Raw genomic sequence first — 15,915 nt, forward strand, 5'->3', positions numbered from 1 at the left:
GAAGGGAACCTCATGTCCGAACCTGCCGACCTCGTGTCCGAGATCGAAGCGCTGGAAAACAAGCTGCAAGAGGCCAAATCCTCGATCACCCGCCGCTTTATCGGGCAGGAGAAGGTCGTGGACCTGACCCTGACCGCGCTTTTGTGCGGCGGTCACGCGCTGCTGATCGGTCTGCCGGGGCTGGGCAAGACGCGGTTGGTCGAGACGCTTTCGACCGTGATGGGCCTGCATGGCAACCGCATCCAGTTCACGCCGGACCTGATGCCTGCTGATATTCTGGGCTCGGAAGTGCTGGATACTGCCGAAGATGGCAGCCGCCATTTCCGGTTCATCTCCGGCCCGATTTTCTGTGAGTTGCTGATGGCGGACGAGATCAACCGTGCCAGTCCCCGGACCCAATCGGCGCTGTTGCAGGCGATGCAAGAGCGTACAGTGACAGTCGCGGGCGAAGACCGCGAATTGGGCGTACCGTTCCATGTGCTGGCAACGCAGAACCCGATTGAGCAGGAAGGGACCTATCCATTGCCCGAAGCTCAACTGGACCGGTTTCTAGTGCAGGTCGACGTGGAATATCCGGATCGCCAGACCGAGCGTGATATTCTGCTGGCTACCACGGGTGTTGAGGAAGCCGAGGCGCATCAGATTTTCACCAAAGAAGAATTGCTGGCCGCACAGGTTCTGTTGCGCCGGATGCCTGTAGGAGAGTCGGTTGTCGAACTGATCCTCGATCTGGTCCGCGCTTTCCGCCCGGATGAGGCAGGTGTGTCAGAGCGGGTGAAGGAAACTGTTGCCTGGGGTCCCGGACCGCGCGCTGCGCAGGCTCTGATGATGACCGTGCGCGCAAATGCGATGCTGGAAGGCCGTTTGGCCCCCAATGCCGAGGATGTTCTGACCATGGCGCGTCCGGTTCTCAGCCACCGTATGGCGTTGAACTTCGCGGCGCGGGCACGTGGTGACAGCCTCTCTGACCTGATTGAGTCCACCGCTACTGGGCTGGTCCGAACTGAGGCCGCGGCGTGAGCGCCGCCCAGACCCTGCGCGAGCGCTCCGAGGCCGAGGCGTCCCGGTTGCCGCCGTTATTGGCGCGTGCCGAGCATCTGGCCGGAACCGTGTTATTGGGCGATCACGGGCGGAGACGCTCGGGTCTGGGGGATGATTTCTGGCAGTACCGCCCTGCGCAGATTGGCGACAGTCGCCGGTTGATCGACCATCGCCGTTCGGCCCGTGGTGATCAGCAGTTTGTACGTGAGCGCGAATGGCAGATTGCACAGTCGATCATGCTTTGGGTCGATCAGGGCGCGTCGATGCGGTTTGCTTCGGACAAGAACTTGCCGACCAAGGCCGATCGTGCGCGCCTGCTGGGGCTGTCGACCGCTATCCTGCTTGTGCGTGGCGGCGAGCGCGTTGGTCTGACTGGCACGACGCTGCCCCCGCGCAGGGGGAATGCTCAGATCATTCGGCTGGCCCAAGCCTGGTCTGAAGACGCGCAAACCGATTACGCGCCACCCGAACACCGCGCCATGATCCCGCATGCGCGTGCGGTGTTTATTTCGGATTTTCTTGGGCCGCTGGACGAGGTCGAGCTGGCCCTTACCAAAGCCGCTGACCGGGGCGTGCGCGGCGTGTTGCTGCAGGTTCTGGACCCCAGCGAGGAGTCCTTTCCCTATTCGGGACGTACCATTTTTGAAAGTGTTGGTGGCACCGCTCGACATGAAACCTTGAAGGCCGCTGATTTGCGCGATCGTTATCTGGATCGCTTAGCGGCGCGCAAGGATGCGCTGACCCACCTGTGCCGCGCGACTGGCTGGCAGATGGGGCTCCATCACACTGATGACAGCGCTCAATCGGCTCTGTTGTGGCTTTATCGCGCCTTGGATGGGGGTGCGCAATGACGGTTCTTGCAGGAATCGGATTTACCGCGCCTTGGGTGCTGCTGGGTCTTCTGACCCTTCCAATTTTGTGGTTGATCCTGCGTGCCGTCCCACCTGCACCGATCCGACGTCTTTTCCCGGCGGTCACCTTGCTGCTGGGATTGAAGGATGATGAAAGCGTTTCGGACCGTACACCATGGTGGTTGCTGCTACTGCGGATGCTGGCAGCCGCAGCGATCATCATCGGGCTGGCAGGGCCGGTGCTGAACCCCTCACGCGATGAGACCGGATCCGGGCCGCTTCTGCTGGTGCTGGATGCAAGCTGGGGGGGCGCGACACGTTGGTCCTCGACACTTGATCAGATTGATGCGCAATTGACGGAAGCCGGGCGGGCGGGTCGTCCTGTGTCGATCTTGCGTCTGACTGAGCCTGAGGCACCTGTGTTTCAGGCCGCCGAGGCGTGGCGTGGTCGTCTGCCGGGCCTTACACCGATGCCGTGGCAGCCAACCGAAGCGCAGATTGACCAAATTCTGATCGCGTTGGGACAGGTCGAAGGTGGCTTCGACACCCATTGGTTCAGCGACCGTCTGTCCTATGTCGGCCATGATCGTTTGACTTCTGCCCTGCAGGCGCGTGGGGACGTGATTGTCTACCAATCCTCTGCACCTGTCACCGCGATCTTGCCCGCCACCTATCAGGACGGCGCAATCCGACTCAGCGTACAGCGCGCTAATCCAGGACCAGAGGAAAGAGTCACCGTTCTTGCGCAAGGGCGCGACCCGGCAGGAGCAATGCGGGTGCTGCAATCGACCAATCTTGAGTTCGAAAACGGCTCTACGCAGGCGGAAATTGATCTTGCGCTTCCATCGGAACTGCGCGCACGCATTACACGGTTCGAGATTCAAGGCCAGCGCTCTGCCGGTGCCATTACACTGACAGATGACAGCCTGCGTCGGCGCGAAGTGGCATTGATCGCAGGTACCCTGAACCGCGAAGGGTTAGAGTTACTGTCGCCGCTTCACTACCTGACACAGGTGCTGATTCCGACCGCTGATTTTGTCGAAGGCGGCCTGGCCGAGGTTCTCCCCGCGAACCCGGATGTGATCGTATTGGCGGATGTGGCCAAGCTGTCCGAGTCGGAACAGGCTGAAGTCGTCGAATGGGTTGAACAGGGCGGCCTACTGCTGCGCTTTGCCGGCCCACGCATGGCCGCCAGCGATCTGGGGCGCGATACTGAGGATGCACTGTTGCCGGTTCGACTTCGTAGCGGTGGCCGCTCGGTCGGCGGCGCCATGAGCTGGGGTGAAGCGAAGGGGCTTGCTCCGTTCACTGAAAACTCGCCGTTCTATGGGTTGGAGATTCCTGCGGACGTCTCTGTGACCACTCAGGTCATGGCACAACCAGATCCTAATTTGGCGGATCGGGTCATTGCGTCACTGTCGGATGGCACACCATTGGTGACCCGAAAACCGCTGGGGCTGGGGCAGGTGGTTCTGTTCCATGTCACGGCTGATGCGGAATGGTCCAGCCTGCCGCTGTCCGGGCTGTTTGTCGAAATGCTCGACCGGCTTGCCGTTGCCTCTGCTGCCAAATCGCGTCAAGAGGCTCAGATGCAGGGCACCGTATGGGAGCCGATTCAAATAATGGATGGCTTCGGTGTTTTGACTGACGCAGGAACGCTGCCCGGTGTCGATGGAGTCGAACTGGTTTCTGGGCAAATCGGGCCGGACCTGCGCCCGGGGCTTTATGAAAACGGCAAGCAGAAACTGGCGCGGAATGTTCTTGCCGAGGATGCTGTACTATCCCCGGTGATCTGGCCGTCTGACGTCCCAATCCGGGGTCAGGAGGTCAGCAATGAGACCCCGTTGGAAGGGCTGTTGCTTGGCGTTGCACTGTTGTTGCTGACAATCGATGTGATTGCGTCTTTGGCGTTGTCGGGGCGTTTGGCCAAGGCAACCCCTGTTGCATTTGCGCTTGCTGCCCTGTTCCTTGCCCCTGAGGTGCGGGCACAGACCCCTGAAGACACCGATTTTGCATTGAACGCGACGCATGAGCTTGTGCTGGCCCATGTACTTACCGGGAATGCTCAGGTCGACGATATCGCGCTGGCCGGGCTGCGCGGGTTGGTGCAGACGCTGCATTTTCGCACTTCGGTCGAACCCGCCGACCCGATTGGCATCGACCTTGAACGTGATGAGCTTGCATTCTTTCCGCTGCTCTATTGGCCTGTTACTCCGGACCAGCCGCAGCCCTCGATTGAAGCTTATGCAAAGTTGAACGCCTATCTGCGTTCGGGCGGGATGATTTTATTTGATACGCGCGACGCCGATATCGCCGGTTTCGGGGCGTCCAGCCCCAATGGGCGGAAGCTGCAACAACTGGCCGCCCCGTTGAATATCCCCTCATTAGAGCCTGTCCCGCGTGATCATGTCCTGACCCGCGCCTTTTATCTGCTGCAGGATTTCCCCGGACGATATTCTGGCACCGAGGTCTGGGTCGAAGCCGCGCCACCCGATGCCGAGCAGATCGAAGGAATGCCCTTCCGAAACCTCAACGATAACGTGACCCCGGTGGTGATCGGCGGTAATGACTGGGCCGGGGCCTGGGCGGTGGATCGCAACGGTCAGTCCCTGTTGCCCGTGGGTCGCGGTTATGCCGGAGAACGACAGCGCGAGTTGGCCAATCGGTTTGGGGTTAATCTGGTAATGCATGTGCTGACCGGGAATTACAAATCCGATCAGGTTCACGTGCCCGCGCTTTTGGACAGGTTGGGACAATGACCGGAACCGTCATCTTTGACCCGCTAATCCCGTGGCCGTTTCTGGCAGCCGTGGCATTGATTGCCATGTCAGGTGTGGTTCTGGCGCTTTGGCGCGGTCTGTCGGGCTGGGCCCTGCGCGGCTTGGCGGCCTTGGTCATCCTCGGGGCGCTTAGCGGTCCTGTCTATCAGGTCGAAGATCGCGCGCCGCTTACCGACATCGTGTTGATGATCGAAGATGAAAGCGCCAGTCAAACCCTATCGGATCGTGCCGAACAGACTGCTCAGGCTGCCAACGACCTCGCGACCGAGATCGAAGCCCGAGACAATACCGAGCTGCGCCGCATCCAAGTTGGTGACGGCGATGGTGACGAGGGCACGCAGGTCATGGCTGCGCTGAACGCGGCACTGGCCGAAGAACCCCGTGCGCGGATTGCGGGCATTATCGTGGTGTCAGACGGCATCGTTCATGATGCAGACTTGGCACCCGACCTGCCTGCTCCAATGCATCTGTTGCAAACCGGGCGCGAAGGCGATTGGGATCGGCGCCTGATCGTGCGTAACGCCCCAGCCTTCGCCATTATCGGTGAACCCGTGACCCTGACCCTGCGCGTCGAAGACACTGGCGCTGCGCCTGCTGGAGTTACTAACGCTCCGCTTGAGATTTCCGTCGACGGAGGTGAACCCGAGCAGTTCACCATTCCAATCGGTCTGGACGTCGAGCTCCCGATCACGCTGCCGCATGGTGGTCGGAACGTCATCCAGTTCACGGTCCCGCAGGCCGAGGGCGAACTGACCGACCGCAACAACACGGCTCTGATCCAGATGAACGGTGTGCGGGATCGCCTGCGTGTTCTGCTGGTATCGGGCGAGCCGCATCCGGGCGGGCGTACTTGGCGCAACCTGCTGAAATCTGACAGCTCGGTTGATTTGGTCCATTTCACCATCCTGCGGCCACCGGAAAAGCAGGATGGCGTACCGGTGGATGAGCTCTCACTGATTGCCTTCCCAACGCGAGAGTTGTTTCTGGAGAAGATCAATGATTTCGACCTGATCATCTTTGACCGCTACAAACGGCGCGGCATCCTGCCTGCGATCTATCTGGATAATGTTGGCGACTATATCGTCAATGGTGGCGCGGTGCTGGTCGCTGCTGGCCCTGATTTTGCCACGGCTGACAGCCTGTACCGATCCCCGCTTGGGCCGGTCCTGCCCGCAAAACCCAGTGCGCGGGTTTACGAGGAACGGTACGTGCCCATGGTCACCGATCTGGGCCAGCGTCATCCGGTTACCGCTGATCTGAGCGATGCTGAGACTTGGGGCGCTTGGCTGCGCCAGATCGATGTCAGCCAGCTGTCCGGCAATATGCTCATGACCGGCGTGGATGATCGTCCGTTGCTGCTGTTGGATCGCGTGGGTGAAGGCCGTGTGGCGCTGATGGCATCAGACCACGCCTGGCTATGGAGCCGCGGCTTTGAGGGCGGTGGCCCGCAGCTGGAACTACTCCGCAGGCTGGCGCATTGGATGATGAAAGAACCCGAGCTTGAGGAAGAGGCGCTGTGGGCCGAAGCGAACGGCCAGTCCATGCGTATTATCCGTCAAACGCTGGAGGATGAGGTTGGCCCGGTCACCGTCACCCTCCCCAACGGCGACACCTTGGAGATTACGCTAAACGAGGTCTCGCCCGGTCGGTTCGAGGCGCAGTACTTCGGCCCTGAAATTGGCCTGTACCGTCTGGAAGAGGGCGCGCATTCTGCCGTGATCGGCCTTGGTCCTGCTGCACCAAAGGAATTCGAGCGCACGATCGCGACCGATGAGATTCTAAGCCCCGTTCTGGCCAGCCTGCGCGGGGGAACGATCCGGTTGGAAGAGGGTCTGCCCTCAATCCGGAATGTCCGTGCGGGCCGACCGGCAGCAGGTCGGGGCTGGATCGGTCTGACCCCGCGCGACGCCTATGAAACCCGCGATGTTACACAGGCCGGGTTGCTTCCACCCTGGCTGGTGCTGTTGCTGGCCGGTGGGTTCCTCTTGGCCGGTTGGTTGCGCGAGGGACGTCGCTAACGCTGCTTAAGCACTTTTTCATGCTCTACCGCGATGCTCTGAGCAGATTATCGCGGGAAAACTTTACATGAGTCTTGCTGAGAAACTGGCGCAGGAACGGCGCGCACGACTGGCGGCCGAGCGGTTGTTGCATCTGAAACAGGCCGAGTTGTCTGCTGCCAACCGCAAATTGGGACGTCATGCTATCGCATTGACACGTCAGATCGATGAGACTCAGGCCGAGGTTGCGACGGTTCGCGATGAAAACGAAAAAGTCAAATCCGATCTGACCGTAGCCAATGCCAAGATCGAAGTGGCTGAACGCCGCCTGTGGCATTCGATCCAGACCATCCCTGACGGGTTTGCCTTTTTCGACGGCAACAACACACTGATCGGTGCCAACGCCGCTTACCTAAGCGTTTTCGATGGGCTGGAAGAGGTCGCGCCGGGGATCAGCTACACGCGTATTCTCGAAATTCTGACCCATGAAGGGATCGTGGACATCGGCGCGGAAAATATCGCGGACTGGCAGGCGCGTATGCTTGCACGCTGGGCGCAACCGCACCCCGAACCCGAGGTGATCCAGTTGTGGAACAGCCAATATATCCGGCTGATTGATCAGCGGGGCCACGGCGGTGACGTGCTGAGCCTGGCGTTGAACATCACAGCCTCGGTCCGGCATGAGGCCGAGCTAAACGCTGCACGTGAACGGGCCGAGGCCGCAAACCGCGCCAAATCCGCCTTTCTGGCCAATATGAGCCATGAGATTCGCACGCCGATGAACGGGATCGTCGGTATGACCGAACTGCTGACCGAAACCCCGATGAACGAAGAACAAAGGCTCTATGTAAGCACAATTCGCAATTCGGGCGAGGCTTTGCTGGTCATCATCAACGATGTTCTCGACTATTCCAAGATCGAGGCCGGCAAGTTGACGCTGCACCCCGAACAGTTCGATTTGGAGCGCTGTATCCTTGAGGTCGCGATGCTGTTGCAACCCAGCGTACGCGACAAGGGCCTGACCTTGCTGGTGGACTATGACCTGTTCCTGCCGACGCTTTTTGTGGGTGATCCGGGGCGGATTCGGCAGATTCTGACCAACCTTGTCGGCAATGCAGTGAAGTTTACCGCGCAGGGCCATGTCCTTATCCGGGTGACCGGTGTTCCTGACGCGACAACTGAAACCTGCGACATCCACGTGGCCATCGAGGATACGGGTATCGGAATCAAAGCCGACAAGGTCCCGCACATCTTTGGTGAATTCAATCAGGTTGAGGATGCTCAGAACCGCCAATTCGAAGGCACGGGTTTGGGGCTGGCAATCACCAAGCGGCTGATCTCGATGATGGGCGGTGCCGTCTGGGTCGAAAGTGACGCGGGCAAAGGATCTTGCTTTGGTTTCCGTATCACACTGCCCACGGCTGAGGGTCCGCAGCCCGTTCCGCCTGATCTGGCGGGGCAGTTGGGCCGTGTTCTGGTGGTCGAGGATTTGGCCGTCAACCGCGCCATTTTGACCAAGCAACTGAGCCGCCTTGGGTCTCAGGCGCTCACCTGTTCAACAGGGGCTGAAGCGCTTTCTGCAATGGACAAAACTATTGATCTGGTGCTGTGCGATCACGATCTGCCGGACATGGACGGTCTGGAACTCGCCACAACACTGCGCGACAAAGGATGGGGTGATCTGCCAATTGTGGTGATGTCGGCCAATCCGGGTGTGATTCATGCCGACCCGGCCCATCGCCTGATTGACGGCGTGTTGCAAAAGCCCATTCCTCGCGCCGAGCTGTATTCACGGCTGATGGCGCTGGGTGCTCCTGTATTCAAGTCGGATCGCAGTGACGACTGCGTCGCTGATCCCGAGACTCATGCGCAAGTTCCGCAGAATCAGAGGCTGATGCGGGTTCTGGCTGCCGAGGACAATCGAACCAATCAACTGATCCTTCAAAAGATGACCAAAGATCTGAATATCGATTTGAAATTCGTCTCCAATGGGTTGGAGGCGGTCGAAACCTTCGCCAGTTTCGACCCGGACCTGATTTTCATGGATATCTCGATGCCCAAGATGGATGGGAAAGAGGCGACGGGTGAAATCCGGCGGCGCGAGATCGGCACGGATCGACATGTTCCCATAGTGGCCCTGACGGCCCATGCCATGACAGGGGATGATCAGGGCATACTGGCAGCCGGGCTTGATCATTACATGACCAAACCGTTGCACAAAAAACTGATCCACAAGATGATACTGGAACATCGTCCGGCCGAAGCCTGTGTGGTCGGTGCAGAAGGTGAAAGTACGGAATAGGATCGATTTATGTCAGATGAGCGCGGTTTTCGCCCCCGGGGATTGGGTGAGATTGCAATTCGCTGCGCCGATATGGCGGCAATGGTGTATTTCTATGAGAAGGTGATCGGGTTGCAGCGATTGCAAGGCGACCATAACAGCGCCATCACCTTTTTTCGGATTGCCGAAGGGTTTGGTGGACATACACAGGTGCTGGCCCTGTTTCACCAATCTGTTGGCTCTGAGCGTGGATCGGGCCAGACTGGCGCGGCAGTGCGAGTAACAGGGGGTGCCTCGGCCCTGCACCATATCGCGCTGTCGCTGCCCTTTGTCGAACAGGATGCTGTCATGCGCTGGTACGACCAGATCGACCAGCCTTATCGGGTCGAGCATTTTGGCTGGATCGGCTGGCGCGGTATCTTCACCCAAGACCCCGAAGGGAACACCGTTGAGCTTGTAGCCTACGACCCTTCACTGCTCGATCAGGCCTGATAGGGGCGAACAAACACAGGTTTGTAGTCGTCAGACAGGTCTGCCCTGTATTCATAACCACCGCTGTCGAAATCCAACAGGCCAATGGGATCGGTCAGGCGGTGCAGGATGATGTAGCGTGCCATCGCACCGCGCGCTTTCTTGGCGAAGAAGCTGACGATCTTGGGGGTGCCGCCCTTGTCCTCCATGAAGACCGGGGTCACAACGGGCAGCTTCAGTGCCTTCAGGTCGACCGCGCCGAAGTATTCCTGACTGGCGCAGTTCACCAGAACCTTGCTGTCAGTTTCGGCGGCCTGCGCGTTCAGCACCTTGCTTAGCTGATCGCGCCAATATTCGTACAGGTTTTTTCCGCGTCTGGTTTTCAGTTTACTACCCATCTCAAGCCGGTAGGCCTGTATGGCATCCAGCGGGCGCAATACGCCATAAAGCCCGGACAGAATGCGCAGGTGATCCTGTGCCCAGGCCATTTCGTCGGCATCCAGCGATGCGGCTTCAAGCCCTTGATAGGTATCGCCGGCAAAAGCCAATGCGGCAGGGCGTGTCGTCTCCGCATCGGGCGCGTCCGAGAACATACGATACCGGTCGCGGTTCAGGCGGGCCAAGTCGTCGCTCAGGTCCATCAGTTTTTTCAGATCGCCCAATGTCAGATTGCGTGCGGTCTTCGACAAGCGGATCGCGTCATCCTGAAAATCGGGTTGGGTTACTTCGACGTTTCGTTCTGCCCAATCCAGCCGCTTGGCCGGGGAAATCACTACCAGCATATCCGCCCTCGTTTCTCGCCTGTTCAGGCGTATCTAGCCCGCCTGTTGCAGCACGTCCAGAAACGCCGCGCCAAACCTTTCGTGACGACGGTCACCCAGAACCTGCTCCATCGCTCGTGGATCATCCGGGTGCAGTTGCGCCACTTTCGCCAGTTGCGAAGCCGTACAGCTTAGCGGTTTGTCGATCCCGTCGGGGCCACGCGACAATTGCGATTGAACCTCAAGCAACTGATCGTAAATGTCGCCCTGATTGCGGCCGGCAAGTTTGCGCCTTGCGGGGTGCAGCTCTTCTACCGCGCCGGTCAGCACCTCAAGGAAAGTGGAACCATAGCGTTCCAGTTTCTTTGACCCGATACCGCTGATCCGCGCCATGTCATCCAGATTTGCAGGTCGGGTTTCTGCCATCTCGATTAGGGTGCGATCAGGAAAAATGACATAAGCCGGGACCCGAGCGGCCTCGGCCAGTGCGCGCCGCTTGGCCTTGAGCGCCGAGAGCAGCGGCGCGTCTTCCTCGGACACCATCGCTTTGACAGCGGGTCGTCGGGTGGCTTTGCGGATGGTATCCTTGCGCAGATCGATCAGCGCCTCACCTTTCAGGATGGGTTTGGCGGCTTCTGTCATACGCAGCGCGCCGTGGCGTTCAGGGTCGGGGCGCACCAAATCATGGCCCATCATCTGCCGGAAGATCGCTTGCCATTGCGGGCGCGACCAGTCCTTGCCGATGCCGTAGGTGGACAGATTGTCGTGTCGCCGTGCGCGAATTTTATCGGTCTCGTTGGCAAGCAGAATGTCGATCAGATGACCTGCCCCGAACCATTCCTCGGTGCGTAAAATCGCGGACAGAGCCATACGGACGGGCGTTGTGCCGTCGAAGATTTCTGGCGGGTTGTCGCAGAGATCGCACTTGCCGCAGGATTCAGCCTGTTCCCCAAAATACCCCAGCAAGGTCTGGCGGCGGCATTTCAGTGCTTCGGCCAATCCCAGCAGCGCGTTAAGACGCGCATGATCCGCCATGCGCCGTTCAGGTGGGGCCAGCCCTTCGTCGATCTGTGAGCGTCGTAGTCGTATATCGTCAGGCCCGAACAAGGTCAGGGTCTCGGCTGGTCCACCATCGCGTCCGGCACGACCGATTTCTTGATAATAGGCCTCGATCGATTTCGGCAAATCCGCATGGGCGACCCAGCGGATGTCCGGCTTGTCGATACCCATGCCAAAGGCGACCGTAGCGACGACAATCAGCCCGTCCTCGCGCGCAAAGCGAGCTTCCACGATGCGGCGATCCTCGGCCTCCATCCCGCCGTGATAGTGGCAGGCCGTGTGACCTTCGGCGCGCAGGGCTTGCGCCAGCACCTCGGTCTTGTTGCGGGTCCCGCAATAGACGATGCCGGATTGGGTTTTGCGCGCGGCAGCGAAATCGAGGATCTGTTTGCGCGGTCCATCCTTGGCGGCAAAAGCCAGATGGATATTGGGCCTGTCGAACCCCCGCAGGAATTTGCGCGGCGCGACACCGTCGAACAGTTTTTCGACGATCTCGTCCTGCGTTTCCGCATCCGCTGTCGCGGTGAACGCGGCGAGGGGAACATTCAAAGCGCGCCGCAGCTCTCCTATCCGCAGATAATCAGGGCGGAAATCGTGGCCCCATTGGCTGACACAATGGGCTTCATCCACCGCGATCAGATTGACGTTAATCCTACGCAGCATCCCCAGCGCCGACCCGGCGGCCAGTCGCTCGGGCGCCATATACAGAAGCTTGAGCCGTCCAACCTCTAATGCGTCCCACACCGCATCAGTTTCTTCGGGGGTGTTGCCCGAGGTGAGCGCGCCCGCCTCGACACCGGCTTCCTGCAGCCCACGCACCTGATCGCGCATCAAGGCGATCAGCGGAGAGATCACAACAGTCACGCCGTCTCGCAGCAACGCAGGTAATTGGAAACATAAGGACTTGCCCCCACCAGTGGGCATGATCGCCAGCACGTTTTCACCTGCGGTCACGGCGTCGACGATCTCTTCCTGACCGGGGCGGAAGTCGTCGAATCCGAAAACGTCTCGCAACAAGGGTGCGGAGTCGAACATGCCACGGAGGGTCCTGTTTTATGGTTTATCTGCTCTTAAGACAGGACCATCACATACTAAGATTCGGTGAACAAGAGGTCAGTAGAAATAGACCGCGTTGTTGATCAGGATGATCCGCAACGCATAGACCCCGATCAGCACCACCAGAGGGGTCAGATCCAGACCGCCCATGGCGGGCAGAATGCGGCGAATGGGGCCGTAGATCGGCTCTAACAAACGGTTCAGTCCGTACCAGATTTGCGCCACCAGTTGCTGGTGCAGGTTCAGCACCTGGAAGTTGATCAGCCAGCTCATGATCACATGGGCAAGGATGATGAACCAGACAATGTCCAGGATCAGCAGAAGGATTTGGATCAGTGACAGCATGGGCACTCCGTTCGTCAATTGCCCTGAGACCTAAGCGTCACAGCCGCAAAGAGCAAGTGCGCCCCAACAGAACGCTTGCGAATTGACCCAAAGCCCCGTCTTATGATCGCAACAATAATAATATGGGGCAGAGATGGCGGAGATTTCCAAGCGTAAGCGCATCTGGGGCTGGTGGTTTTTCGACTGGGCCAGCCAGCCGTTCCATACATTGCTGGTGACCTTTGTCTTTGGCCCCTATTTCGCCGGGGTGGCGGCTCAATACTATGCGAATACCGGATTAGACACCGATGCTGCGGCGGCGCAGGCGCAGACCGTCTGGGCGAATTGCCTGACCATAACTGGGCTGATCATCGCGTTCGGAGCGCCCCTGTTGGGCGCGATGGCGGATGTTTCGGGTCGGCGCATCCCGTGGATTCTCGGGTTTTCGGTGATGTACGCGGTGGGGTCTGCCGCGTTGTGGTTTACGATGCCCGATGGCTCGAACATGTGGTTGATGCTATCGGCTTTTGGTCTGGGCTTTGTGGGCGCAGAATATGCACTGATCTTCATCAACTCTCAGCTGCCCGATCTGGGTGACGATAGAGAAGTGGGCGAGATTTCAGGTTCGGGCTTCGCCTTCGGCTATTTCGGAGGCCTGCTGTCGCTGGCCATCATGCTGGCGCTGTTTGTTGAACAGCCCAACGGCAAGACCTTGATTGGTATGGATCCGTTGTTCGGGCTGGATGCGGCAACGCGTGAAGGGACGCGGTTTGTCGGCCCCTTAACTGCGGGATGGTTCGTGTTGTTCATGGTGCCGTATTTCCTGTGGGTTCGGGATGATCCTGAGACCAACAAACAGGGTAGCGTGGGTGAGGCGCTGCGCTTGCTGGGCAAGTCCGTGGCGGCTTTGCGTCACCGGGTCAGTCTGGCGACCTATCTGGGGTCTTCTATGTTCTATCGCGACGCGCTGAACGGGCTATACAGTTTCGGAGGCGTCTATGCGCGGCTGGTGCTTGAATGGGACCTGATAAAAATCGGCGTATTTGGGATCGTCAGCGTTCTGGCCTCGGCCATCTTTGCGTGGATCGGGGGCAAGATGGATCGCAAGTACGGCCCTAAACCGGTGATATTGGTTGCGATTTGGGTTCTGATCTTTGTCTGCGTAACGGTTGTGTCGATGGATCGAACACAGATCTACGGAATTTCATTACCCGTAGGCTCGGGCCTGCCGGACATAGCGTTCTTCGGGTGCGGAGTTCTGATCGGCGGCATGGGAGGTATTCTGCAATCCGCCAGCCGTTCAATGATGGTACGCCATACTGATCCCGCCACCCCGGTCGAGAGTTTTGGGCTTTACGGGCTTTCGGGTCGGGCGACCGCCTTTGCAGCGCCGCTATTGATCGGAATAGCAACAGCAGCAACCGGTAGTGCAAGACTGGGGGTGTCACCGATCATTCTGTTGTTTATTCTGGGCCTAGTCCTGATGCGCTGGGTGAAACCGGAAGGGGATCAGAGCAGATGATTTTACTACGTTTTTTGGCCGTTCTGGCCGCAATAGCACTGGCAGGCGTGGCCACGGCACAGCCCTTGGCCAAACAGTTATTCGGAGCCCAGAAGGTTGGGTCGCAGCAAAAATCTGCCGCATTCGGCAGTTATTCGCGCGGGTGCGCCGCCGGGTCGGTGCAACTCCCTGAAACCGGGCCAACTTGGCAAGCCATGCGCCTGTCGCGCAATCGCAATTGGGGGCATCCTCTGGCGATCGACTATGTGCAGGATCTCAGCCGGTTTGCCGCGAAACAACCGGGGTGGAATGGTCTCTATATCGGGGATATCAGCCAACCGCGGGGGGGGCCGATGACCTCGGGCCATCGTTCGCATCAGTTGGGTTTGGATATCGATATCTGGATGCTGCCGGGCGATAACATGCGCCTAAGCCGCAAAGCACGCGAGAATATCTCGTCTATATCCTTGCGCCGCGCGAACGGCGCGTATGTAAACGGCAACTGGACCAAGCAGCACCATGCGGTATTGCGCAAAGCCGCTAAGGACAAGCGCGTTGCCCGGATCTTCGTATTCCCTGGTGCGAAGGTGCAGATGTGCAATGACGAGAAGGGCAATAAAGCCTACTTGCGCAAGATTCGGCCGTGGTGGGGACATCACTATCATTTCCACGTGCGGCTGAAATGCCCGAAAGGATCGAAAGGTTGTGTAAATCAGGACCCACCACCCAAGGGTGATGGTTGCGCCGAGGCACAGCAATGGGTGCGCAATATTCTGAACCCACCGCCACCTGATCCAAATGCGCCAGCACCGAAAAAGCGTCGTGAGTTTCGTCTGGCTGATCTACCCCAGCAATGTACCGCCGTTCTGCAATCCAACTGATCACGGCGCTTCTGCTGGCAGGGACTGTTCAGGCGATGGAGCTTAAGCAGGCTTCGCTGCTGGACAGCTATGTCTGGCGCGACAACGCCGACTGGTTCGGTGGATTTTCGGCGATTCATATCTCTGAAAACGGGCAGAACATGGTCGCTATCAGTGACCGGTCAACACTGATCACAGCGCGGATTGAACGAGATCAAGATAAGATCATCGATATCCAAGTTCTCGATCGCTGGCCGATCTTGTCGAGCAGAGGCGCTGCCTTGAGCGGACGCGCAGGTGATTCTGAGGGGTTGGCGATAGCTGAAGATGGCAGCTTCTATGTTTCGTTCGAAGGCATACACAGGGTCGTGCATTATACGGCACCTGATGCCAAGGCGCGAATTCTACCTCGACCCGAAGCGTTCTTGAGGTTGGATCAAAATGGTTCTCTGGAAGCGCTGGCGATAAATGATCGCGGTTGGCTATACACTCTGGTCGAAAAGAAGCGAACGGCACAGGGCGCCATTCCCGTCTTTCGCTGGGACGGTAGCCGCTGGTCGGCGCCTTTTGTTCTCCCTGCAAGCGATAAATTTCTGCCAGTTGCGGCGGATATTGGTCCTGATGCACGGCTTTATGTACTGGAACGGGCCGTTTCTTTGACCGGATTTCGTTCTCGCTTGCGGCGCTGGGTTATCGATGATGATGTACCGCAGACCGAAGAGATCCTGTTCGAAACCGGCACCGGAACTCATGATAACCTTGAAGGACTGTCAGTTTGGCGCGACCTGAAAGGCCAGCTGCGTGCCACAATGGTATCGGATGATAACTTCTTCGCGCTGCAACGCACTGAATTGGTCGAATACTTGCTGCCTGATTGACAGGCCGCAAACAAAGGTCTAAACGCACGGCCTGCCTCGGGATGAGCCTGAGGCC

Annotated in this window: 12 protein-coding genes; 9 read left to right on the forward strand and 3 right to left on the reverse strand. The window is 58.8% G+C overall.

Annotated elements, in window-relative coordinates; translation table 11 throughout:
- Positions 1-12 precede the first annotated feature (12 nt).
- The 6 genes from AC2TEM_RS19980 to AC2TEM_RS20005 all read left to right on the forward strand — a co-directional run bounded on the left by AC2TEM_RS19980 (position 13) and on the right by AC2TEM_RS20005 (position 9,442).
- Positions 13-1,020 (forward strand): AAA family ATPase, encoded by a 1,008-nt coding sequence (locus tag AC2TEM_RS19980; protein WP_170394959.1) that lies wholly within the window; start codon positions 13-15, stop codon positions 1,018-1,020.
- Entirely contained in the window at positions 1,017-1,892 is an 876-nt protein-coding gene (locus tag AC2TEM_RS19985; protein ID WP_170408573.1) for a DUF58 domain-containing protein, read from the forward strand. The genes AC2TEM_RS19980 and AC2TEM_RS19985 overlap by 4 nt, the downstream gene beginning before the upstream one ends.
- The gene (locus AC2TEM_RS19990; RefSeq protein ID WP_170426024.1) at positions 1,889-4,651 is read left to right on the forward strand and encodes a DUF4159 domain-containing protein; all 2,763 of its coding nucleotides are present in this window, start codon (positions 1,889-1,891) and stop codon (positions 4,649-4,651) included. The genes AC2TEM_RS19985 and AC2TEM_RS19990 overlap by 4 nt, the downstream gene beginning before the upstream one ends.
- A complete protein-coding gene (locus AC2TEM_RS19995; RefSeq protein ID WP_480856380.1) occupies positions 4,648-6,690 on the forward strand; it encodes a hypothetical protein in 2,043 nt (680 codons plus the stop codon). The genes AC2TEM_RS19990 and AC2TEM_RS19995 overlap by 4 nt, the downstream gene beginning before the upstream one ends.
- Positions 6,691-6,757: 67 nt before the next feature.
- A complete protein-coding gene (locus tag AC2TEM_RS20000; protein WP_480856381.1) occupies positions 6,758-8,971 on the forward strand; it encodes a response regulator in 2,214 nt (737 codons plus the stop codon).
- Between the two features lie 9 nt (positions 8,972-8,980).
- Entirely contained in the window at positions 8,981-9,442 is a 462-nt protein-coding gene (locus tag AC2TEM_RS20005) for a VOC family protein (RefSeq protein WP_170426031.1), read from the forward strand.
- Here the strand turns inward: AC2TEM_RS20005 and yaaA are convergent.
- From yaaA to AC2TEM_RS20020, 3 genes are all read right to left on the reverse strand, one after another.
- Positions 9,433-10,203, reverse strand: a complete 771-nt coding sequence (gene yaaA, locus AC2TEM_RS20010) for a peroxide stress protein YaaA (protein ID WP_480856382.1) — start codon at positions 10,201-10,203, stop codon at positions 9,433-9,435. The two genes, AC2TEM_RS20005 and yaaA, sit on opposite strands and share 10 nt — an antisense overlap.
- A gap of 33 nt (positions 10,204-10,236) precedes the next feature.
- Positions 10,237-12,276 carry a DNA helicase RecQ gene (gene recQ / locus AC2TEM_RS20015; RefSeq protein WP_480856383.1) on the reverse strand — a complete coding sequence of 680 codons (2,040 nt, stop codon included), beginning with the start codon at positions 12,274-12,276 and terminating at the stop codon, positions 10,237-10,239.
- A gap of 78 nt (positions 12,277-12,354) precedes the next feature.
- Positions 12,355-12,642: a YggT family protein gene (locus AC2TEM_RS20020; protein ID WP_170394943.1), complete on the reverse strand. Its 288-nt coding sequence runs from the start codon at positions 12,640-12,642 to the stop codon at positions 12,355-12,357.
- 133 nt (positions 12,643-12,775) lie between these two features.
- Between AC2TEM_RS20020 and AC2TEM_RS20025 the strand changes: the two genes are divergently transcribed.
- From AC2TEM_RS20025 to AC2TEM_RS20035, 3 genes are read left to right on the forward strand one after another with little or no spacing between them, the layout of a single operon-like run.
- Entirely contained in the window at positions 12,776-14,143 is a 1,368-nt protein-coding gene (locus AC2TEM_RS20025; RefSeq protein WP_170426037.1) for an MFS transporter, read from the forward strand.
- Complete coding sequence (gene mepA / locus AC2TEM_RS20030) at positions 14,140-15,003, forward strand: penicillin-insensitive murein endopeptidase (RefSeq protein WP_170426039.1); 864 nt, start codon at positions 14,140-14,142, stop codon at positions 15,001-15,003. The genes AC2TEM_RS20025 and mepA overlap by 4 nt, the downstream gene beginning before the upstream one ends.
- The gene (locus AC2TEM_RS20035) at positions 14,976-15,860 is read left to right on the forward strand and encodes an esterase-like activity of phytase family protein (protein WP_170426041.1); all 885 of its coding nucleotides are present in this window, start codon (positions 14,976-14,978) and stop codon (positions 15,858-15,860) included. The genes mepA and AC2TEM_RS20035 overlap by 28 nt, the downstream gene beginning before the upstream one ends.
- Positions 15,861-15,915: the final 55 nt, after the last annotated feature.

The organism is Ruegeria sp. HKCCD3925 (assembly GCF_057221175.1).

Bases quoted from the DNA above. Each gene is read 5' to 3' on its own strand.
- AC2TEM_RS19995 (WP_480856380.1), top strand. From the start codon at position 4,648: ATGACCGGAACCGTCATCTTTGACCCGCTAATCCCGTGGCCGTTTCTG.
- AC2TEM_RS19980 (WP_170394959.1), top strand. From the start codon at position 13: ATGTCCGAACCTGCCGACCTCGTGTCCGAGATCGAAGCGCTGGAAAAC.
- mepA (WP_170426039.1), top strand. From the start codon at position 14,140: ATGATTTTACTACGTTTTTTGGCCGTTCTGGCCGCAATAGCACTGGCA.
- AC2TEM_RS20005 (WP_170426031.1), top strand. From the start codon at position 8,981: ATGTCAGATGAGCGCGGTTTTCGCCCCCGGGGATTGGGTGAGATTGCA.
- AC2TEM_RS20020 (WP_170394943.1), bottom strand. From the start codon at position 12,642: ATGCTGTCACTGATCCAAATCCTTCTGCTGATCCTGGACATTGTCTGG.
- AC2TEM_RS20000 (WP_480856381.1), top strand. From the start codon at position 6,758: ATGAGTCTTGCTGAGAAACTGGCGCAGGAACGGCGCGCACGACTGGCG.
- yaaA (WP_480856382.1), bottom strand. From the start codon at position 10,203: ATGCTGGTAGTGATTTCCCCGGCCAAGCGGCTGGATTGGGCAGAACGA.
- AC2TEM_RS20025 (WP_170426037.1), top strand. From the start codon at position 12,776: ATGGCGGAGATTTCCAAGCGTAAGCGCATCTGGGGCTGGTGGTTTTTC.
- AC2TEM_RS19990 (WP_170426024.1), top strand. From the start codon at position 1,889: ATGACGGTTCTTGCAGGAATCGGATTTACCGCGCCTTGGGTGCTGCTG.
- recQ (WP_480856383.1), bottom strand. From the start codon at position 12,276: ATGTTCGACTCCGCACCCTTGTTGCGAGACGTTTTCGGATTCGACGAC.
- AC2TEM_RS20035 (WP_170426041.1), top strand. From the start codon at position 14,976: ATGTACCGCCGTTCTGCAATCCAACTGATCACGGCGCTTCTGCTGGCA.